The sequence below is a fragment of the Arthrobacter sp. H20 genome, assembly GCF_000520515.1.
Taxonomy (GTDB): Bacteria; Actinomycetota; Actinomycetes; order Actinomycetales; family Micrococcaceae; genus Arthrobacter_D.
On sequence record NZ_KI914757.1, the window covers coordinates 5,084 to 25,599 of the forward strand.

Annotated in this window: 22 protein-coding genes, 1 tRNA gene and 1 riboswitch; of the genes, 14 read left to right on the forward strand and 9 right to left on the reverse strand. The window is 62.8% G+C overall.

The features are described from left to right. Positions 1-256: SIP domain-containing protein (locus Y703_RS20360; RefSeq protein WP_162148904.1), on the forward strand; the 256-nt coding region annotated here is incomplete at its 5' end. Positions 257-343: 87 nt separating this feature from the next. Further along, positions 344-552, forward strand: a riboswitch (cyclic di-AMP (ydaO/yuaA leader). A 175-nt stretch (positions 553-727) separates the two neighbouring features. Continuing rightward, complete coding sequence (locus tag Y703_RS23235) at positions 728-1,357, forward strand: M23 family metallopeptidase (protein WP_253908083.1); 630 nt, start codon at positions 728-730, stop codon at positions 1,355-1,357. Between the two features lie 12 nt (positions 1,358-1,369). Here Y703_RS23235 and Y703_RS0115600 read toward each other — a convergent pair whose 3' ends face one another. Continuing rightward, entirely contained in the window at positions 1,370-2,332 is a 963-nt protein-coding gene (locus Y703_RS0115600) for a diacylglycerol/lipid kinase family protein (protein WP_026553453.1), read from the reverse strand. A gap of 112 nt (positions 2,333-2,444) precedes the next feature. On the opposite strand from Y703_RS0115600, the gene Y703_RS0115605 reads away from it, so the two are divergent. The 8 genes from Y703_RS0115605 to Y703_RS0115645 all read left to right on the forward strand — a co-directional run bounded on the left by Y703_RS0115605 (position 2,445) and on the right by Y703_RS0115645 (position 9,704). Beyond that, complete coding sequence (locus Y703_RS0115605) at positions 2,445-3,215, forward strand: SGNH/GDSL hydrolase family protein (RefSeq protein WP_026553454.1); 771 nt, start codon at positions 2,445-2,447, stop codon at positions 3,213-3,215. Positions 3,216-3,273: 58 nt separating this feature from the next. Beyond that, positions 3,274-3,786 (forward strand): MarR family winged helix-turn-helix transcriptional regulator, encoded by a 513-nt coding sequence (locus tag Y703_RS0115610; protein WP_026553455.1) that lies wholly within the window; start codon positions 3,274-3,276, stop codon positions 3,784-3,786. Between the two features lie 226 nt (positions 3,787-4,012). Beyond that, on the forward strand, positions 4,013-4,249 hold the full coding sequence (gene rpmB, locus Y703_RS0115615) for a 50S ribosomal protein L28 (protein WP_019481733.1): 237 nt from the start codon (positions 4,013-4,015) through the stop codon (positions 4,247-4,249). Further along, a complete protein-coding gene (gene rpmG / locus Y703_RS0115620; protein WP_019481734.1) occupies positions 4,249-4,416 on the forward strand; it encodes a 50S ribosomal protein L33 in 168 nt (55 codons plus the stop codon). The genes rpmB and rpmG overlap by 1 nt, the downstream gene beginning before the upstream one ends. A gap of 4 nt (positions 4,417-4,420) precedes the next feature. Further along, positions 4,421-4,726, forward strand: coding sequence for a 30S ribosomal protein S14 (gene rpsN, locus Y703_RS0115625; RefSeq protein WP_026553456.1), 306 nt, complete (start codon positions 4,421-4,423; stop codon positions 4,724-4,726). A 372-nt stretch (positions 4,727-5,098) separates the two neighbouring features. Then, positions 5,099-5,389, forward strand: a complete 291-nt coding sequence (locus tag Y703_RS0115635; RefSeq protein WP_019481737.1) for an HU family DNA-binding protein — start codon at positions 5,099-5,101, stop codon at positions 5,387-5,389. Between the two features lie 152 nt (positions 5,390-5,541). Next, positions 5,542-7,701 (forward strand): bifunctional copper resistance protein CopD/cytochrome c oxidase assembly protein, encoded by a 2,160-nt coding sequence (locus tag Y703_RS0115640; protein ID WP_026553457.1) that lies wholly within the window; start codon positions 5,542-5,544, stop codon positions 7,699-7,701. After that, the gene (locus Y703_RS0115645) at positions 7,698-9,704 is read left to right on the forward strand and encodes an NHL domain-containing thioredoxin family protein (RefSeq protein ID WP_026553458.1); all 2,007 of its coding nucleotides are present in this window, start codon (positions 7,698-7,700) and stop codon (positions 9,702-9,704) included. The genes Y703_RS0115640 and Y703_RS0115645 overlap by 4 nt, the downstream gene beginning before the upstream one ends. Here Y703_RS0115645 and Y703_RS0115650 read toward each other — a convergent pair. The 7 genes from Y703_RS0115650 to Y703_RS0115680 all read right to left on the reverse strand — a co-directional run bounded on the left by Y703_RS0115650 (position 9,701) and on the right by Y703_RS0115680 (position 16,910). Further along, complete coding sequence (locus Y703_RS0115650; protein ID WP_253908084.1) at positions 9,701-10,684, reverse strand: hypothetical protein; 984 nt, start codon at positions 10,682-10,684, stop codon at positions 9,701-9,703. The genes Y703_RS0115645 and Y703_RS0115650 overlap by 4 nt on opposite strands. 109 nt (positions 10,685-10,793) lie before the next feature. Continuing rightward, positions 10,794-12,128: an ABC transporter ATP-binding protein gene (gene ugpC, locus Y703_RS0115655; RefSeq protein WP_026553460.1), complete on the reverse strand. Its 1,335-nt coding sequence runs from the start codon at positions 12,126-12,128 to the stop codon at positions 10,794-10,796. A 52-nt stretch (positions 12,129-12,180) separates the two neighbouring features. Beyond that, positions 12,181-13,029, reverse strand: a complete 849-nt coding sequence (locus Y703_RS0115660) for a carbohydrate ABC transporter permease (RefSeq protein WP_026553461.1) — start codon at positions 13,027-13,029, stop codon at positions 12,181-12,183. Continuing rightward, positions 13,026-14,006 (reverse strand): carbohydrate ABC transporter permease, encoded by a 981-nt coding sequence (locus Y703_RS0115665; protein WP_026553462.1) that lies wholly within the window; start codon positions 14,004-14,006, stop codon positions 13,026-13,028. The genes Y703_RS0115660 and Y703_RS0115665 overlap by 4 nt, the downstream gene beginning before the upstream one ends. Next, the gene (locus Y703_RS0115670; RefSeq protein ID WP_051427664.1) at positions 14,003-15,250 is read right to left on the reverse strand and encodes an extracellular solute-binding protein; all 1,248 of its coding nucleotides are present in this window, start codon (positions 15,248-15,250) and stop codon (positions 14,003-14,005) included. Before Y703_RS0115670 ends, Y703_RS0115665 begins: the two co-directional genes overlap by 4 nt. Before the next feature lie 247 nt (positions 15,251-15,497). Next, positions 15,498-15,923 carry an aspartate 1-decarboxylase gene (gene panD, locus Y703_RS0115675; protein WP_026553464.1) on the reverse strand — a complete coding sequence of 142 codons (426 nt, stop codon included), beginning with the start codon at positions 15,921-15,923 and terminating at the stop codon, positions 15,498-15,500. Positions 15,924-16,049: 126 nt separating this feature from the next. Further along, positions 16,050-16,910 (reverse strand): LysR substrate-binding domain-containing protein, encoded by an 861-nt coding sequence (locus Y703_RS0115680; RefSeq protein WP_026553465.1) that lies wholly within the window; start codon positions 16,908-16,910, stop codon positions 16,050-16,052. A 115-nt stretch (positions 16,911-17,025) separates the two neighbouring features. Between Y703_RS0115680 and Y703_RS0115685 the strand changes: the two genes are divergently transcribed. Beyond that, on the forward strand, positions 17,026-18,405 hold the full coding sequence (locus Y703_RS0115685) for an MFS transporter (protein WP_026553466.1): 1,380 nt from the start codon (positions 17,026-17,028) through the stop codon (positions 18,403-18,405). 73 nt (positions 18,406-18,478) lie between these two features. Next, the gene (locus tag Y703_RS0115690) at positions 18,479-18,817 is read left to right on the forward strand and encodes a YnfA family protein (RefSeq protein ID WP_026553467.1); all 339 of its coding nucleotides are present in this window, start codon (positions 18,479-18,481) and stop codon (positions 18,815-18,817) included. 22 nt (positions 18,818-18,839) lie between these two features. Here the strand turns inward: Y703_RS0115690 and Y703_RS0115695 are convergent. Beyond that, a tRNA-Gly gene (locus Y703_RS0115695) sits at positions 18,840-18,913 on the reverse strand. A gap of 128 nt (positions 18,914-19,041) precedes the next feature. Here Y703_RS0115695 and Y703_RS0115700 point away from each other — a divergent pair. Continuing rightward, on the forward strand, positions 19,042-19,896 hold the full coding sequence (locus tag Y703_RS0115700; protein ID WP_026553468.1) for a tryptophan 2,3-dioxygenase: 855 nt from the start codon (positions 19,042-19,044) through the stop codon (positions 19,894-19,896). Positions 19,897-19,930: 34 nt separating this feature from the next. After that, positions 19,931-20,506: a dCTP deaminase gene (gene dcd / locus Y703_RS0115705; RefSeq protein ID WP_026553469.1), complete on the forward strand. Its 576-nt coding sequence runs from the start codon at positions 19,931-19,933 to the stop codon at positions 20,504-20,506. Positions 20,507-20,516: the final 10 nt, after the last annotated feature.

Consider the following 20,516-nt stretch of genomic DNA (forward strand, 5'->3'; position numbering starts at 1 on the left):
CGGGCCGGAGCCGGAAGAGGTGAATATCGACGAGACGATCCTCTGGGAGACGCCTCAGCGCTTGAACGCCTCCACCATCACTGCCTCGCTGAACCCTGACCGGCCCCCGGGGGCCCTCCCGTTCTATGCCTGGATCGCCGGCGAGGCGGCTGTGGTTCGTGGGTTGCGGCGTTACCTGGTGCGCGACGTCGGCATCGACCGCAAACAGGTCGCCTTCATGGGGTATTGGCGCAGTGGGCGCTCCGAGCCAAGCTAGCAGACACGCCGCCAGCTTGATAACGGAATTGTAACTTTTCTGCTCCTCACTTATGCTGGTAGGGAGCTATCAGCATCACTTTGGCTCCCGGACTGCACGCCTAACCCTGTCAGCAGCCGGCTCCCGATTCATCGTGACAGGGGTGGAGGAACCAACTTTCGGCAGTAATTCCTGCCGTGGGGTGAAGCCCTTCGCATATCGCTCGTCCCCGCTTGTGCGGGACGCAGCAGCAGTGGGCCGAGTCAACTCTTGCTCGAATCCGACAGCTAACTTCATCGGCGTTGCAGAGAGGCAATTGTTTTGTTCCAGCCGGTCACCTCCGGACGCCGCCGCGCGTCCGCGTCAGCCACGCAGTCCCCCAATTCACCAGCCGCAACCAGCCCGGCGTCGCGCGCGCCTGAGGCTGGCGAGCTGCCCACATCCGGACGCCGGGCGATTCGCCGGCGCGGGTCCGCACGTCGATCGGCCCTATTGTCAGTCGGCGCACTCGCCGTCGCCTCGGGGGTGGCCCTCACCGCTGTCCATCCCGGCCAGCAGGTCCTCACCTCCGAGTCCACCGGTGCCGTGGGGCAAGGCGGTGCCGCTGTGGCGGCGCCGGTCACTGCTGCCGCTGAGGCGAACGTCGATTTCACGAGGGAATCCCCAACGGCCTCGGCCAGCGAGGACCCAGCGGGAACCATCAAGGCGCAGTCCGAGACCATCAGTGAGACTGAGGCGTTCGCCGCGCCGCTAGCGCAGGCAATAATCGCTTCCCCGTTCGGGTACCGGGTTAATCCAATGGGCGGCTTCGGAAATGAGCAACATACCGGGACCGACTACGCCGGTGCGTGCGGCACGCCCGTCCTCGCCTCACGCTCCGGCTCAGTGGTGGCGTCCGGGTGGCATGCCTATGGCGGTGGCCAGCGGATCGTGGTGGACCACGGAGGTGGGATCCAAACATCGTACAACCACCTGAGCGTGCTGGGCGTCACCGTCGGAGACACAGTGGGGCAGGGTCAGGAGCTGGGCGCCGTGGGCAGCACCGGCAACTCGACCGGCTGCCACCTGCACTTTGAACTGCTGGTCAACGGGGAGAAAGTGGACCCGCAGACCCGGCTCTGATCCTCGAACGGACTAGGGCTCCGGGTGGGTAACGACGGCGGAGTCCTTCTTGCCGTAAGGCATCCGCAACCGCAACGAGTGCGGATCGATCCGAAGCGCCAGATGGGTGCCTTTGCCGAGAGGATCGCCGTCGAGCTGAATCTCCTGCGGTTCGTCGAGTTCAACTTCGGCGCTCCTGCACTGGAAGTACTCCAGCGATGGGTCCTTGCCCTTACCCCGGGCGAACAGCTTACCCAGCACGCCAAACCACCCCAGCCGTCCGTTGGGTGCAACTGTCATGATGTCCAGCAGGCCGTCGTCGATCTTCGCCCCCGGGAAAATCTCCAACCCACCCATGATCTTGCCGCAGTTCCCGCCCATTACGCTCCGGAGCCGGCGGTCCATCGGCTCGCCCCCATCCAGGGTGATGCGGGTACGGGTGGGTTTCCCATTGAGGTTCCGGATGCCAGCGTCCACGTAGGCCAGCCATCCCACCTTGTCCTTCAGGTCGTCGCGGGTGTCCGCCATCACCGAGGCGTCAAAGCCCAGACCCGCCATCACCAGAAACACGTGGGAGTCCTGAGCCCGGTCTACTGTGACATGGACGACGTCGACGTTGCGTTCGGTGCCGAACAGGGCGGCCTTGGCAGCCTGCCTCGGATTGTCGATGGGGATATCCAGGTTGCGCGCCAACAGGTTGCCAGTGCCAAGCGGGATCAGACCCAGCGCGACGCCGGTGCCGGCGACCACTTCGGCCACGCAGCGGACCGTCCCGTCGCCGCCCGCAGCGATCACCACATCCACGCCGGCGTCAACCGCTTCCTTCGCCTGGCCGCGGCCCGGATCATCAACAGTCGTTTCCAGGTACAGCACGTCATCCCAGCCCTCGGCAGTGCCGAGCTCCGAAACGATCGCACGAATGTCAGCGCCGGTGTTCTTGACCGGGTTGATAATCAACGCGGCGCGCTTGGTCCGGGGGTCGGAGGGCTGGCTCATGGTGTCCTTCTGAAGTGTCGATGAGGTGGGCGAAGCTGTGCAGCAGGGAAAAGCTATCAGCAGGCCTGCTGCCGCCAGCCTATCCCGCCTCAGGAACAGGTAGCCTCGTCTAGTGGAATTCTCTCAGCGTTACGTGGCTCTTGGCGATTCGTTCACCGAAGGCGTCGGCGACTGGCGTGAGGCCAGCCCCAACGGCGTACGAGGGTGGGCGGACCGGGTTGCCGAGCAGTTGATCCTCGCCGACAGCTCCTGGGGCTACGCAAACCTCGCGGTCCGTGGCAAGAAGGTACGCCAGATCCTCGATGAACAGGTCGATCGGGCCCTCGCACTGCAGCCCACCCTGATCACCCTCTATGCGGGTGGCAATGACATCCTGCGGCCGAGAATCGACATCGACGCGCTGATGGCCGCCTACGACGACGGCGTGGGCCGGTTGGCGGGCTCAGGGGCCGCCGTCGTGCTCTTTACCGGTTTTGATTCGGTGGGGTCTGCGGTATTTGGCAAGACCCGCGGCCGGACGGCCATCTACAACGAGCTGGTGCGCGAGATTGCGGACCGGTATCATGCCGATGTGGTGGATTACTGGCGGTTCAGGGAGTTTCAGAACTGGGGCTACTGGGATACCGACCGCATGCACATGTCAACAGCCGGGCATACCCTGATGGCCAAGCGGGTACTGGAAGTGCTGAAGGCATCCCACGAAATTGACCTTCCCGAGCTCAAAGCGGTAGCTGCCGCATCGCGGATAGATCAGCTGCGGGCGGACGCCCAGTGGGCGCGGGACTACCTCTCGCCCTGGGTGGGTCGGCGTCTGCGCGGCGTGTCCTCGGGCGATGTGCTGACCGCCAAGTACCCGGAACTCGCCCGCCCGGTGTGGCACTAGCGCCCCCGGTGCGCACCGGGCGCGGCCGGCGTGCGGGGGACTATGCCAGAATTGGCCAATGACTGGTGCCCGATGGCTGAACCCCGAGGAGCGGCAGGCCTGGCTTGCACTCTACGCAGTCACCACCATCCTGCCCGGCTCCCTTGACGCACACCTGTTCCGACAAGCCAAGATCACCCTGTTCGACTACCACGTACTGGCGATGCTCTCAGAGACCGAGGACCTCACGCTTGCGATGAGTGATCTCGCGGCACGCTCAAATGCGTCCCTGTCCCGGTTGAGCCACGTGGTGAAGAAGCTTGAGCAGCGGGGCTGGGTGGCTCGCTGCCCAAGCGAAAGCGATGGCCGGGTGACAACTGCTGCCATCACTCGGGACGGGCTGGAGAACCTGCAGTTGTTGGCGCGTGAGCATGTGGACCATGTGAGGAAAGCGGTCTTTGACGCGCTAACCGAGGATGACGTGCGAGATCTGGAGCGAATCGGCAAGAAGATCCTGACCAGCCTCGACGATACTCACTGGATCTTGAACCAGCCCCCACCCGGTAAGGTCACCCACAGCGATTGGTCTTAATCCGCGCCAGCTCCTAGACTGGAAGGGCATCAGGTGGCGGAGCGTGCGCAATTGCTCCGATTTTCAGGAAAGTTCCTTCCGGAGAGTCGGTAGTTAGGGGCTCAAGTTGCGCGAAAATCGCTAATATCCCGACGGCTTTCGCTGTCGTTTTGGACGCCCCTGGACGCATTCCATGGCAGGTACGACAGCCGGTCTATTTGCTTTATTTATTTTTTGGAGGATTGTCATGGCAGCTCACTGCCAAGTGACTGGAGCCGAGCCGGGCTTTGGGCACAGTATTTCCCACTCACACCGCCGCACCAAGCGCAGGTTTGACCCGAACATCCAGAAGAAGCGCTACTGGGTTCCGTCCCTGCGCCGCAACGTCACGCTGCAGGTTTCGGCCCGCGGTATCAAGACCATCGATGTGCGCGGTATTGACGCCGTCGTAGCGTCGATCCTGGCTCGGGGAGTGAAGCTCTAATGGCAAAAGATAAAGACGTACGCCCGATCATCAAGCTGAAGTCCACGGCAGGCACCGGGTACACCTACGTGACCCGGAAGAACCGCCGTAACGACCCGGACCGCATGGTCCTGATGAAGTACGATCCCAAGATCCGTAAGCACGTCGAATTCCGAGAGGAGCGCTAAACACATGGCTAAGAAGTCTAAAATTGCCCGCAACGAACAGCGCAAGGTAATTGTTGAGCGCTATGCTGCGAAGCGCCTCGAGCTGAAGAAGACCCTGGTTGACCCTGAGGCAACTGATGAAGCCCGCGAAGCTGCACGCCTCGGCCTGCAGAAGCTTCCCCGCAACGCTTCACCAGTTCGCCTGCGTAACCGCGACCAGATCGATGGCCGACCCCGAGGCACCCTGCAGAAGTTCGGTATCTCCCGTGTCCGCTTCCGCGACATGGCTCACCGTGGCGAGCTGCCCGGCGTAACCAAGTCCAGCTGGTAACACTCGCTGGCTGGTAAAAGCCAAGTACACGAGGACGGCGGCCCCAGGGTCGCCATCCTCGTGCGTTAAGGTCCGTGAGCGGGTAATCGTCACTGCTGTCTTAGTGGTCTTCGCCTGTGCCGCAGCAGAAACTGCTTCAGCCGCCCATGGTGCTGCTGGCCGGTGGCGGTCCTGGCCCTGATGATGGTCTGCACCGGCGCCAGACAGGGATTTGCTCGAATGACCACTGAAATAGTGCCCATCGGCACCTAAAAACCCTCAAAATTGCCGTAAACGACCGGATTTTGGCCCTCAAGCTGGTAAGTTTTCGCACAGAGGCTTTCGGAACCGTGAAGGCTTTACAAATAACTGACAAGTCCAGGAGGACGTAAATTGGCAACGAAAGAAACCAAGAACCGCAGCGAACTGGTAGCAGAAGTAGCAGCGAAGGCTGACACCAGCCAGACCGCCGTTAACGGCGTTCTTGACGCACTGTTCGATGTACTGGCAACGTCAGCTGCCAACAACGTCAAGGTCACCATCCCAGGGTGGCTCGCTGTTGAGCGCACTGAGCGTGCCGCCCGCACCGGCCGCAACCCCCAGACCGGCGAGACCATCCAGATTGCAGCAGGCAGCAGCGTCAAGCTGACCGCCGGTTCCAAGCTGAAGGCTGCTGTCAAGTAGTCAAGTGGTCCGCTAAGGACTCCAGGCCGTCACCTTTTCCGGTGGCGGCCTTTCCCTTTAACCTCTGAGACAACCTCTGAGACCGGGTAGCGGTGCAGGCTGGGAAGGCGCCGAATTGTTACCTCTTCTACGCAGGGTAGACAATAGTAAGCGTGGCTACTACAACCAAGGTGCCCCGGCCGACCGACCGCCCGGGAATCAATAACCCGGGCGTGAAGCGCGGCTGGCTGATCGCGGGCGGCGCAGCAGTCGTGTGCGCACTGATCCTTGCCCTCCTCTTCTCGGGTGCTGCTGGCCCGCGCCAGCTCGGCGACCCGGGAGCCCTGACGCGTTGGGGGCTTCCGGTAGCCAAGGCACTCAACAACGTCTCGGTAGCAGCGGTCATCGGGTCGCTGGTCTTCGCTGTGATGATCCTTCCACGGCGGGTCGGCTCGGAACGCCGCCGTTCCAACACGGCCGACACCGCAGGTGAAGAACACCCAGCATTCAGCGCAGCAATGACTCTCGCCTCAGTTTCAGCGGTGTCCTGGACTCTTGCCGCAGTCGGCGTGCTGCTGTTCACCTACTCCGACGCCGCTGGTCTGCCGCTCAGCGGCGACCCCGGCTACACCGAGGGTCTGGCGTCCTATCTGACCGATTTCGATACCGGCCGAGCATGGCTGTCAACGGTGATGATCGCCGCAGTGGTCGCCACGATGACGTTCGGCGCGCGGTCCAGCGGCTGGCTGGCGCTGACCGGGGTCCTCTCGCTCCTCGGGCTCGTGCCCATGGCCCTGATCGGCCATTCATCCAGTGGTGACGACCACTACGCTGCCATCAACTCGATCGCCCTGCACCTGGTGGGGGTCTGCCTGTGGATCGGCGGCATCATTGTGCTGGCGGTTATCAGTGGGCGGCTGGGGTCGCTGACCACCAGTGTGCTGCGCCGTTTCTCGGCGCTCGCAGGATTCGCTTTCGTGCTCGTGGTGCTCTCCGGCGTGATCAACGCCAGCCTGCGCATCGATGACCTGGGCCAGCTCGGCTCGGAGTGGGGGCTGCTGGTCACCTTCAAGACAGTTGCCACCCTGCTCCTCGGCGGGATCGGCCTGATGCACCGGCAGTGGATCATTCCGCAGCTCGGAGAGAGCAGCGGGTCCCCGACCGGTGGTCAGCTCTCCGCCCGGCGGGTCCTGTGGCAGCTGATCGCCGTTGAACTGCTGATCATGGGCGCCGTCTCGGGTGTCGCCGTCGCGCTCGGGCGCACCGCGCCACCGGTCAGCGAGGAGATCGCTCCGGATGCCTCACCGGCGCGGATCCTCTCCGGCTATGAGCTGCCACCCGAGCTGACATTCGAACGCTGGTTCACTGAATGGCGCTTCGACTGGCTATGGGTTGCGTTCGTTGCTGTTGCCGCTATCGCCTACCTGCGTGGTGTGATCAAGGTGCGCAGGCGAGGAGACCAATGGTCCCTGCTGCGCCTTGTGACCTGGCTGGTGGGACTTACCCTCCTGACCTATATCACTTCCGGGGCGCCAGCCGTCTACGGGATGGTGCTGTTCAGTACCCACATGGTGGGTCATATGGCGTTGACCATGGTGGTGCCACTGTTCCTGGTGCTCGGCGCGCCAGTGACCCTGGCCCTGAAAGCCCTGGCCCCGCGCGGCGACGGGTCGCGTGGTCTCCGCGAGTGGATTCTCGTGATCGTGCACTCGCGTGCCTCGGCACTGGTCACCCACCCACTCTTTGCTGCGGCAAACTTCGCCGGCTCCATTGTGATCTTCTACTATTCGCCGCTGTTCGGCTTCGCAATGCGGGAACACGTGGGCCACGAGCTGATGAACGTGCATTTCCTGATCACCGGCTACATCTTTGTGCTCTCGATGCTGGGCTCAGATCCGGTGCCCCGCCGGGCACCCTACCCGCTCCGGCTGCTGCTGCTGTTCGCCACCATGGCCTTCCATGCCTTCTTCGGCGTCGCTCTCATGGGCTCCACGTCGCTGCTCCAGGCCTCCTGGTTCGGCAACATGGGCCGGGACTGGGGGCCCTCAGCCCTTGAAGATCAGCAAATCGGCGGTGCCCTGACCTGGGGAATCGGAGAAATTCCTACCCTGCTCGTGGCGATCGGCGTCGCCATCATGTGGTCGCGCGACGACGCACGGGAGTCCAAACGAACCGACCGCGCAGCTGACAGGAATAATGACGCCGATCTCACCGCTTACAACAACATGTTCGCCTCGCTGGCGGACCGCGACACTCGGCGCGGTCCAGGGGCGCCGGGATCCGGCGAGCCAGCACCATCCCAGAAGCCTGACCGACCAGGAGCGCGTGAATGACTGAGACTTCGATCCGCACCGACTATCGGGTGCGTGCCTCCGAACTGGTGGGGCGAAACTGGCTCAATACCGGGGGACGGCAGCTAACCCTTGAGGACCTACGCGGGAAGATAGTCATCCTGGACTTCTGGACGTTCTGCTGCATCAACTGTCTGCATGTCCTGGACGAGCTGCGGCCGTTGGAGCAGAAGTTCAGCGATGTAGTGGTCACAGTGGGCGTCCACTCACCCAAGTTCGAGCACGAAGCGGACCCGGACGCCCTGGCCGCAGCCGTGGAACGTTACGACATTGCGCACCCAGTGCTTGACGATCCGGAGCTGACCACCTGGCAGGCCTACACCGCACGTGCGTGGCCCACCCTGGTGGTCGTCGATCCCGAGGGATACATTGTGGCGCACCTCTCCGGTGAAGGGCACGCGGCCGGGCTTGAATCGCTGGTCAAGGAACTCGTCGAGGAACACACAGCCAAGGGGACCCTGCATCGTGGTGACGGACCCTACGTTCCTGCCGAAAGCACCGCCGGCGATTTGAGGTTCCCCGGGAAGGCAGTTCCGCTGGCGAACGGCACACTCCTGGTGGGCGATACCGGCCACCACCGCCTGGTGGAAGTAGCCGCTGATCTGGTGACCGTGCTGCGCACCATTGGATCCGGGGTGAAAGGCTCCACCGACGGCTCAGCCACCCAGGCACAGTTCAACGAGCCGCAAGGCCTCGCAGTCCTCCCCGCCCACATTGCCCGGGAGGTGGGTTACGACGTCGTCGTCGCCGACTCGGTCAACCACCTCCTCCGCGGCGTTTCCCTCGCCGACGGCGCGGTCCGCACCATCGCGGGCAACGGGGTGCAACGCCTGTTGGACGCGGGAAACCATGTGAAGGCCCGTCCTGCCGAGCTGCAGGAAAATTCAGACCAGGCCGGCGGCTACGACGTCGGGACCCCCGAGGACGCAACCCCGCGCCTCACCGACAGTCACCTCGGCACCCAACCGCTTGAGGTCTCCCTGTCCTCCCCCTGGGATGTGCTCTGGTCCACGGTGCTTGAACGCGTGGTGGTGGCCATGGCTGGTACTCACCAGTTGTTCACCTTCGACCCGATCACCGGTGCCGTCGATATTCTCGCCGGAACCGGGCTGGAGGGATTGCTGGACGGCGACGGCGCGGAAGCCTGGTTCGCCCAGTCTTCGGGCCTTGCCGAAGACTCGAACGGCAACATCTGGGTTGCCGACTCGGAAACGTCAGCCGTGCGGACCCTGTCCTTCCCCGAGATCAACGGCCGCCGACGGACCCAGGTGCTGACCGCCGTCGGCACCGGGCTTTTCGACTTCGGCTTCCGGGACGGCCATGCCGATCAGGCCCGTCTACAGCATCCGCTGGGGATCACAGCCCTGCCCGATGGATCGGTGGCCATCGCTGACACGTACAACGGCGCGGTGCGGCGCTACGACCCCGCCACCGGTCAGGTCTCAACATTGGCACGTGGCCTCTCAGAGCCCTGCGATGTTCTGGTGGACCTCACGCCTACAGCGACCGGTAGCGAGCCGCTCCTGATCGTCGTGGAAGCCAACCAGCATCAGCTGGTCCGGGTGCCGATCCCCAAGGAGGCACTCGCCGTTGATGAAGGAGCTTCCCAGACGCAGCGTCCGCAGACCGCAGTAGTTCCCGGAGTGCATGCCCTGACCGTCCGCTTCTCGGCGCCGAAGGGCCAGAAGCTCGATGACCGCTGGGGTGATCCCACGCAGTTGAAGATTTCGTCGTCCCCCGAGGAGCTGTTGGTCTCCGGCGGCGGGACCTCAGTGGGCCTGACCCGGGAACTCGTGCTGTCGGACACCGTCAGTGAGGGTGTCCTGCACATTACCGCGCGCGCGGCCGCCTGCGACGGAGAGCCCGGCGGGGAGATCCCCGATCACGCGGCCTGCCACCTGTACCAGCAGGACTGGGGTATCCCGGTGCGGCTCAGCGCCAACGGCGAAACCGGGCTGACCCTCGACCTGCGGGGGCTCGACTAGTACTGGACCACGGGGGTGACGGCGATCTCGTCGTCGTCCACGGAGAGCCGGGCCGTGAAACCGAACTCCCGCTGCACCGTGACGGGTTCGATGGTGCCGGTGAAAAGATCCTGCAGCGAGGTGGACAGCTCGGCGACACCCGAGAGCGGCGCCATCACCCAGTTGCCGTTGAAGGGTTCGATTGAGACGCTCGGGTACTCGGTGATTGCCCAACGGATATCGCCAGCTACCCGGCTCTCAGTCTGGAAGTTGAACGGGCAGTTGGCTGGTTGGAACACCGTCTGTGCAGCGCATTCGTCCAGGAAGCGCCGTACCTGAGCGTCCACCGCCTCCACCAGGTCGTCGGTGGCCTCGGTGGCCAGGGCGAGTCGCCTGCCGCTGGTTGAACGATCAGTGACTGACACCGTCTGCGCTGGCGCTGCAAAGAACTCGCTGGTGTAATGGGCTTCGAAATCGCCTGGGTAGAAAACAGCAAACCGGTTCCTCCCCTCGGGCATGGCCACCCGGGTGCCGTTGAGTGTTGCCTCCGCCTGGTTGATCACGGAGAGCTCAAGGGTGGGCAGCACCGAGGGCACAAACTCCCACGTATTGAAGAAAAGCCACTCAGTGCCGGTGCGTTCCAGCGGGAAGGTCGAGGTGAGCTCGGTGCCGCGGACCGTGTAGGTGATGGTGACGTCCACCCGGTTATCTCCAACGTCGACGGCGTCGCCCACCGCCACATCTTCGACGGCCGCCATTGACTGTTCCAGCGGCGCGCCGTCGAGCATTGCCGCGTTGGCGTTGGGTACCGACGCGTTCAGCAACCCCAGGGCCCGTTCACCATCACCGTCGGAGACGGCCTCGAGGTAGTTGTGAACCTGCTCCTCTGGGTTGAAAATGTGCGCGTTGACCACCACCACAGTGGTGATGGCACCGGCGATCACGACCAGAAGTCCTAGCAGCCAGGCTGCTAGGACTTTGATCACTGATGACGTTTGCACGCTATTTACGTTACCTGTTGAGCGGGGCCCGGTTTCCCGAGACGGCGCCGGAGCCGTCGCGGGTGCGGGTGTAACCCGCCCCGGGGTGAGACAGGGATTCTGCTCGGGCTCAGCTGGCAGCGGCGTGTTTGCCGCCACCGTTCTGACTATTGTCGTCGGCACCGTTCCCGTGGGCTGCACTCGTTCCGTGCCCGTTGGCCCGGTCAGCTTCCTGGGCAGTCGCGATCTCCTCGGCGCGCTCCTGGCTGGCTTCCTCCGTGAGCGCTGCACCGGCCTCCGCGTCGCGGGTCAGGTTCTCGCCCGACTCCGGATCGAACAGGTGCAGCTTGCGGGTGTCCAGCCAGATGTCGGCTTCACGTCCGCCGCGGATCCTGCTGGCGGCGTCGAGGGTGACCACAATCTGCGGGCGGAGCTCGTCTGCGTCCATGTCGCGGGCCAGATTGTTGAGGAGTTCACGCACCTCGGGGTCTGGATTGAAGTTGATGTAGCCGTACTGCTCGTTGCCCAGCCACTCCGTGTGAGTCAGGGTGGCGGAAAAGACCGAGCCGTGGGGTCGCTTGGATTCCTCGACCAGTTTGGCGTCTTCAAAGAACTCGGGCCGCACTCCGACGAGGACAACCTTCCTGCCTTCCGCCTTCGCTGCCTTGTCGGCCGGAATGTCAAGGTCGCCGAGCACTGTCTTCAGTTTCCCGTCTTCGATGGTTGCTGGCAGGAAGTTCATCGACGGTGAGCCGATAAACCCCGCCACGAACAGGTTGACTGGCTGTTCATAGAGCTCCCGTGGGGAGGCAATCTGCTGCAGCTCGCCCTTCTTGAGGACCGCCACGCGGTCGCCCAGGGTCATCGCCTCGGTCTGGTCATGGGTGACGTAGACGGAGGTCACCCCGAGTCGGCGCTGCATCTGGGAGATCTCCGAGCGCATCTGACCGCGGAGCTTGGCGTCCAGGTTGGACAGTGGCTCGTCGAAGAGAAACGCATCAGCCTGGCGCACGATGGCCCGGCCCATGGCCACCCGCTGACGCTGGCCGCCTGAAAGGTTAGCTGGCTTGCGCTGCAGGTGATCGGTGAGCTCAAGGGTGGCTGCAGCCTCGGTAACGAGCTTGGTGACCTGTTCCTCACTGTGTTTGCCTTTGGCGAGCCGCAGGGGGAAAGCGATGTTTTCGTACACGGTGAGGTGGGGGTAGAGCGCGTAGTTCTGGAAGACCATGGCCAGATTGCGGTCCCGGGGTGCCTTGTCATTGACGCGTTCGCCGTCAATCAGGAGTTCGCCGTCGGTGATGTCCTCGAGGCCGACGATCATTCGCAGGAGGGTCGACTTGCCGCAGCCTGAGGGACCAACCAGGATGATGAACTCGCCGTCGGCGATGTCAATGCTGATGTCGTTGACGGCGGGGAACCCGTCGCCGTACTTCTTGACCAGGTGATTGAGAGTGATTGAAGCCATTTTCTGGTGATCCTTTTCTATGTAACTGGCGCAAGCGGCTGGGACTACGCGATTAGCCCTTGACAGCGCCCGAGGTCAGGCCGGAAACGATTTGACGTTGGAACAGCAGCACCAACAGAACGATCGGGATGGTGACGATGATCGCAGCGGCCGAGATGGCACCGGTGGGTGACTCGAACTGTGAGGCGCCGGTGAAGAATGCCAACGCTGCCGGAACCGGGCGTGCCGCTTCTGTTGACGTCAGCGAGATGCCGTAGACGAAGTCGTTCCACGCGATGAAGAACGCGATGATCGCTGTCGTGAAGACACCCGGCGCGGCCAGGGGGACGATGGCCTTGCGGAAGGCCTGCCACGTGGTGGCGCCGTCAACCTGTGCCGCCTGTTCCAGTTCCCATGGAATCTGACGGAAAAACGCCGCTAGCGTCCAGATGGAGATCGGGAGCGTGAGCGAAAGGTAGGGGATGATCAACCCGAGCCACGTGTCGTACAGTCCGATGTTCCGCCAGAGGTTGAACAGCGGGGTGACGATGGAGATCACCGGGAAGATGGAGACCGCCAACGCTGTGGTGAGCACCAGCTTCTTGCCGGGGAAGTCCAGCCGGGCAATCGCGTAGGCACACAGGGTGGCCAGGACGACGGCAATTGCCGTAGCGATCAGCGAGATTCCGATGGAGTTCCGCAGGGAGCTGAGGAACAGGTCCTGGGCGTCGCCGACGAGGATCTGCTCGTAGTTCGACGTCGTGGCCGCGCCGGGCGAGGGAAGGAAGGAGCCGTTGGTCAGGTCGCTAGGGGATTTGAAGGACGTGGCCAGGATGGACGCCACGGGGAACAGCGCATACACCAGGACCAGAACGGAAATGACCGCCCACCAGATTTTTTCGCGACGGGAAGAGTTTTTCATTTCTTTTCTCCTCTCGTGCCGGCAAGATCCACTTTGAAGATCTTGATGGCAGCGAAACTAATCAGGATGACGCAGATGAACAGGAGGACGGATACGGCAGAACCGAGGCCTATCTCAAGACGGCTGATCGACGTCCGGTAGGCCAACAGTGAGAGCACTTCTGTGTTGTTCTCGCCGTTGGTCATGATGAACACGTTGTCGAATATTCGGAAAGCATCGAGCGCCCTGAAGAGAACGGCGACCATGATCGCTGCCTTCATATTGGGGATGACCACCTTGCGCATCTGCTCCCACCAGGTGGCGCCGTCGACCTTGGCGGCCTCGGTCAGCTCATCGGGTACCTGCGCGAGGCCGGCCAGGAGAAGCAGTGAGATGAACGGGGTGGTCTTCCAGATCTCGGACGCCATGATCACAAACAGTGAGGTGCCGGTCTGCGCGAACCAGTTGAGGTCCGAGTCGATCCCTGGGACCCAGTCGAACCAGGCATTCACATACCCGGAGTTGATGTCGAATGCGTAGAACCAGGCGTAAGCGGACACCACGGTAATGATGCCGTAGGGCACCAGGATGGCTGTCCTGAGGATGCCCTTGAGCGATTTCAGTGCCTTGCTCATCACCAGCGCCAGAGCAAACCCCAGAACCAGTTCGACGGCGACAGTGATCACCGTGATGAGAACCGTTACCAGCAGTCCCTGCCACCAGACGCTGTCGGAGAGGATAGTGACGTAGTTGGCGAACCAGATGAACTCACGTTCGTCCGGTGCGGTGAGCCGGAACGCGAAGAGGGATTCGAAGAATGCCTGCAGGATCGGATACAGGGTCACCAGGAGCATGACCACGAAGGCCGGACCGGCCAGGTACCAGCCCATCCGCCGTTCGGCTTTGACCCTGTCGCTGTGCTGCTTCTTCGCTTTTGTGTCCCTGTCCGATTTCGGCGTCTTACCGGCGTCGGGCTTGTTGATCGTTGAGCTACTCACAGTAGCCTCTCCCCTCTAAGCACTGCGGTGATGAACTCCTGGGACTCTTCGGGGGTTACGTCAGGGTCCACCTCGTTGGGCGGTGACCATTCCTGCTGGAGTCCGGTAGAGATTTCGTTGTAGAACGGTGTCTGCGGGCGAGGCGCTGCAAGTTCGAGGGAATCCCTGATCGTTGTCGCCATCGGGAAGTCCTCTTCAATGGCTGGATCGTCGTAGGCCTCCGAATTGGAAGGCGGGTTGCCGTTGGTGATGAAGTACTCGGTCTGGTTCTCCGGCTGGACGATGCATTCGATCGCCTCGTAGGCCAGGTCCGGGTTGTCACTCGCTGCGCCAACGCCGAGGTTGATGCCGCCCAGCGGTGGAGCTGTGTCCTCGCCCTCGGCGACCGAGGGGAAGAGGGCCCAGCCAATGTCGTCGACGACCGACTGGTCAATTGACCCGGCCTCGACGGCGCCCAGCGTTGCCGGCCACACGAACGGGTAGTTGACCATAAAGGAGCCCTCATCGCCCTGGAAGAGGGTGAGGGAGGTGTTCTCAGTGGAGGTCGGCAGGCCTGGTCCGCCTAGACCCTCAGCGCCGATGGTGCCGATGATCCGTGCTGCCTCCTGGCCGGCCTCGGAGGTCAGGCCAAGCTCGAGTTCGTCGGCGGGTGCCTCAGGGTTCTCGAGAATCTGGCCGCCAGCGGATTCCACCAGCGCGTTGATCCACACGGTCATCGACTCGGCGGGGGAGCCCTGCACACCGAGAAGCTTGTCTTGCTCGGTTGCAGCGTCGATTAGCTGGTCCCAGGTGACCGGCTGGGACATGTCCAGCCCGGCGGCCTCGGCCACTGATTCGCGGTACCAGAGAATCTGGGTGTTGGCCCAGAAGGGCACGGTGACCAGCTCGTCTTTCCACGTGGCGCCTGCGAGGGCGCCTTCCAGGACGTTTTCGGAGAAACCGTCGACTGAATCCTCAGGAATGGGTGCCAGGAAGCCCGGCTCGGCGAGCTCAGGAATGAACGGCGGGTCGATGCTCATGATGTCCATTGACGTGTCCCCGGCTGCGAGCCTGCGCGCCAATTGCTCGCGCTGGGCGGCCGCGTCGGTCGGCAGGAGGGACGTCTCAATCCGGTAGGCGCCGTCGGCCTCTTCGGTGCAGCTGGCGGCAATCGCAGCCTGCCCGCCAGCATCGGGGTTGATGTACCACGTGAGCGTGGTAACGCTCTCTGCCGAACCACAGCCCGTCAGCAGCATGGTTCCCATAGCCAGTGTCGCCACAGCTGCGGACTTCGGCCGGCTCCGGACTGGATCTTTTTTCGTTCGCCTGTTCGGCATTCCCACAGTGCCTCCACCTCGTTGTGACAGCCCCTTCACCCTAGGTACATCAGGCGATCCGAAGCAACCTTGTCTTTGAGACCATATGCCCTGAGTCGGAAATTCGCCAGAATATCCGACGGTGATCCGGGCACGGTTTGGTGAAGAAAAAGGGGGGGAAACCTAGGCGGCTACGTTAGATCGCTGAGTTGTTGAGGGCATGCGGGGGGCGTTCGAGGCCATCGATGACGCTTTCCGCTGGGTCGTTCCCAAGGTCGACGATGCGGTTGCGCCCGTTGACGTGGACCACAGTTGGCAGATGGTCATGCGCCTCAGCGTCGGTTAGCTGTGCGTAGGTAATCAGGATGACCGTATCGCCCTGATGGACCAGGTGCGCGGCCGGCCCGTTGATCCCCAGGACGCCTGAGCCGCGCTCGCCGGCGATGGTGTAGGTTTCGAGCCGCGCGCCATTGGTGACGTCGACAATCGAGACCATCTCACCGGGCAGGATATCTGCTGCCTCGAGCAGGTCAAGGTCCACGGTGACAGAACCTACGTAGTGCAGATCGGCGTGGGTTACCGTGGCTCGGTGGATTTTGGACTTGAACATTGTGCGATTCATCAGCAGTAAGTCTACCGCCGCAGCGCTGTGCCCGGCTATGTGGTGTTTCACACCCGAGGTGAGGGGCATGAGCTGAGCCTGGGCGGGGTGGACCTCTCAGCGCGGCAACCGGGGCAGGGGAGCCCGTCACGCGTCCGGTGACTTGCGCAGAGCGCGGCCCATGATCGCCGACGTGAGCGCTTCCACCAGTTCCTGGTTGGCCAGCGGGTTGCTGAGAAGAGTGAAGTCAACGGCGCCGACCGGAGGCAGATTGAAGCGGTTACTGACCTGCACCAGGTCCTCGGGGATGAGTGACTGCGGAAACACAGCGAGTCCAATCCCGGCCCGGGCGGCAGCAAGGACACCATTGATCTCGCGGGTGTTGCAGGTGATGCGCCAGGTCCGGCCTGCCTTCTCAAGGGCGTCAATTGCCATTTGTCGGGTGAGGCTGGGGGATTGGTAGACGATCAACGGCACTGGCGCTCCCTCCTCGAGGGTGGTTTTCCCATGCCCGGCCCATACCAGTTGATCGCTCTGCACCAGTGTCCCCTCTCCGGTTCCGCTCATGTACTTGATGAATATCAGGTCCAGTTGGCCTGCCCGCAGCCGGCGGAGCAGCAGGGGGCTCTGAGCCACTGTGAGCTCAAGGTTGATCTGCGGGTAGAGCTGCCGGAAATGACGGAGGATGCGCGGCAGCTGGGTGATGGCAAGATCATCGGCTACCCCAAAGCGCAGCCTCCCGCGCATCGCCGAGCCGGAGAAGTAAAGCATCGCCTGTTCCTGCGCAGCGAGGATGGTCCGCGCGAAACCCGCCATGGCATCCCCGTTGTCGGTCAGGCTGACACCGCGGGTGTCGCGGGAGATCAGGAGTCTCCCGGCCGCTTCCTCGAGTTTTCGGATGTGCTGGCTGACCGTGGGCTGGCTCAGGTTCAGCCGGCCTGCGGCACCGGTGAAGCTCAGCGTTTCAGCGACGGCGAGGAAGGTCTTGAGCTGGGCCGGGTCATACATGGATAGTCACCTATTATGTTCATGAATACGAGTTATAGCCACCATACGCTTTCATCATGATCCGGCGCTGCGTAGCGTGGAGAGCATTCCCACTCCTTACGCTCAGGAAGACACCTTGGCACCCCCACCTCCCTCCGCTGGCCCCGCCGGAGACCCCGCGCTGACCGCGCCCCTGCCGATCACAACCCAGCGTCCTGCCTGGCGCGATACCTTCATCTCACTCCGCATTCCCAACTTCCGCCGGTTCGCGATCTCCCACCTGGTTGCCGTCGTCGCTGTCTGGATGCAGCGGATTGCCCAGGACTGGATGGTGCTCGAACTCTCCGGCTCGGTCACCGCCGTCGGCATCACAGTGGCACTGCAGTTTGCGCCGTTCCTGATTCTGGGCCCCTATGGTGGCATCATTGCTGACCGCTATTCCAAGCGCACCCTGCTGATCATCACCCAGGGCATGGCCGCCCTGATGGCCGCCGTGCTGGCAGCGCTGGCACTGACTGGGCTGGTCGAAGTGTGGCATGTCTATGTCATCGCCTTCACACTGGGTCTGGTGACAGTGGTCGATGCACCCGCCCGTCAGGTATTCGTCAATGACCTGGTAGGTCCGGTTCACCTGCGTAATGCGATCAGCCTCAACTCATCGATCTTCCAGGTCGGGGCGATGGTTGGCCCGGCAATCAGTGGCGTGCTGATTACAGCGATCGGCGGCGGGTGGGCCTTCGCGGTAAACGCTGTCGCCTGCCTGTATACGGTGATCACCCTCGCGCTGCTCAAGACAGATCAACTATCAGTCGCCGTCCGGGCACCCCGATCCAAAGGGCAGCTCCGGGAGGGTGCGCGGTACGTGCTGCGGAAACCAGCCATTTTCTGGTGCATGCTCATGGGCGCGTTCGTTTCGGTGTTCGCCATGAGTACCCCGGTGCTGATGGCCGCTTTCGCTGACACAGTCTTCGACTCTGGCGCTCAGGGATATGGCTTCCTCAACACCGCGCTGGCGACCGGGTCGCTGGTCGGTGCCCTCGCATCAACCCGTCGCACCACGCTGAGACTGCGCGGAGTGCTTGGCGGCGCCGCGGCGTTCGGCGGGTTCATGGCTCTCGGATCCGTCGCGCCCAACCAGGCAATTTTCGCGGTCCTGATGTTCTTCGCCGGCATCGGCTGCCTGTGGTTTATCACCGGGGCAAACCAGCTGGTACAGATCTCGTCCAACCTGGCGATCAGGGGCCGAGTGATGGCGTTGTACATGATGGTCATCATCGGCGGTCAAGCCATCGGCGGTCCCATGATTGGCTGGTTGGCGGAGAATATCGGCGCTCACACCACAGTGCTCATCGCCGGGGGAATGCCAGTGCTCGCCGCTGGGGTCTTCGCAGGCGTGCTGGCGCGCAAAGGGCAGCTGACACTGCGGTTCCGCTACACAGATTTGCCCAGCCAACGACGGCGGCTGGTGGCAATTGTGCCGAAGTCTCCTGATGCGCGGAGCCACGCGGCCGTCTGACACGCCGACTCCTTGCGCCGCCGAGTGAGATCGGGCAATAGGGGGTGGAAGGTCCGCTGGGCGATAATGCTGTATGACTGTTGCCCTCGTTGTGGTCCTCTTCGTCTTCGCGGCGATCGCCGAAATAGGTGGCGCGTGGCTAGTGTGGCAGAGCATCAGGGAAGGTAAACCATGGTGGTGGGCCGGCCTCGGAGTGATGGCGCTCGCCGCCTACGGATTCATTGCGACCCTGCAGCCGGATGCGAACTTTGGCCGGATCCTCGCCGCATACGGCGGCGTTTTCGTTGCAGGGTCGCTGGCCTGGGGGATGGTCTTCGACGGATTCCGGCCGGATCGATGGGACATTGCAGGGTCAGCGCTCTGTCTGGTGGGGGTCGCTGTGATTATGTTCGCGCCCCGGCCCGCGCTCTGACGCCGCGGGCAACCGGAGAAAGTGGAGCGGGCGACGGGAATCGAACCCGCGTATCGAGCTTGGGAAGCTAGCGCTCTACCATTGAGCTACGCCCGCCTGAAGACCAGCCACAACCGCGGCGTGAATCCCTGCAAAACAACGAGATTCAGCCTACCTCACGTGTGCGCTCCCGAAAACACCACGCCAGGCGAACCCGCAGTATCCGAGGTGGGTACCCTAAGACCATGAGCGTGGAGAAGAACACCCGGGACCTTGAGGCGGGTATTGAGAAGGATTTCACAGCGAAAATGAGTTACGGATCCTATTTGTCGCTGGGCGATCTGCTGTCAGCCCAGCACCCGGTGAGCCGCCCCGAGCACCACGATGAGATGTTGTTCATCATCCAGCATCAGACATCTGAGCTGTGGCTCAAGCTTGTCCTCCACGAACTGCGGGCGGTGCGCGCCAAGTTGCAGGTCGACGACCTGCGGTCGGCGATGAAGGGCGTAGCCCGGATCAAGCACATTCAGCGCTCCCTCACCGAGCAGTGGTCGGTCCTCGCCACGCTCACCCCGTCAGAGTATGCGGAGTTCCGAGGCGATCTGGGTGCGTCCAGCGGCTTTCAGTCGTATCAGTACCGGGCGGTCGAGTTTCTGCTCGGCAACAAGAACTCGGGCATGCTCGAGGTTTTCGCCGATGACCCGGCCGCCAGCCAGCTGTTGTCCACACTGCTGGAGCAGACGAGTATCTACGACGAGTTCATCCGGTTCCTTTCCCGCAGGGGGCACCCCATTCCGGCAGAATTGCTGGAACGGGACGTCAGCACGGCTCACATCTTCAGCCCCGATCTCGTCCAGGTCTACAAGGCGGTGTACGAGAACGCCGGGGAGAACTGGGATGTCTACGAGGCCTGCGAGGAGCTGGTGGACCTCGAGGACAACTTCCAGCTTTGGCGGTTCCGCCACCTGAAAACCGTCGAACGCACCATCGGGTTCAAACGCGGCACTGGCGGGTCATCGGGAGTCGGGTTCCTGCAGAAGGCGCTCGAACTCACCTTCTTCCCGGAGCTGTACGCGGTGCGCACTGAGATCGGCCGGTAAACACTTACTGGACTGACTGCGGTATTTTTGAACCGTGCTGATCTCCGACCGCGACATTCGAACCGAAATTGACCGCCAACGAATTGTGCTGGATCCCTATGACGAGGCGATGGTCCAGCCCTCTAGCGTGGACGTCCGGATTGACCGCTACTTCAGGTTGTTCGACAACCACAAATACGCCCACATTGACCCTGCCGAGGACCAGCCTGAGCTGACCCGGCTGGTTGAGGTGGACCCCGACGAACCATTTATCCTGCACCCAGGGGAATTTGTTCTCGGATCAACCTATGAGACGGTCACGCTGGCCGACGACATTGCTGCGCGGCTGGAGGGAAAATCCTCGCTGGGGCGCCTCGGGCTGCTGACGCACTCCACCGCCGGATTCATCGACCCGGGCTTTTCAGGGCACGTGACCCTCGAGCTATCCAACATGGCTACCCTGCCGATCAAGCTGTGGCCAGGCTCCAAGATTGGGCAACTCTGCTTCTTCAGGCTTACGTCCCCATCGGAACACCCTTACGGTTCCGGACCCTACGGCAACCGATACCAGGGCCAACGCGGCCCGACGGCGTCGCGCAGCCACCAGAATTTCCACCGCACCGCTATCTGATGCCGCCCGC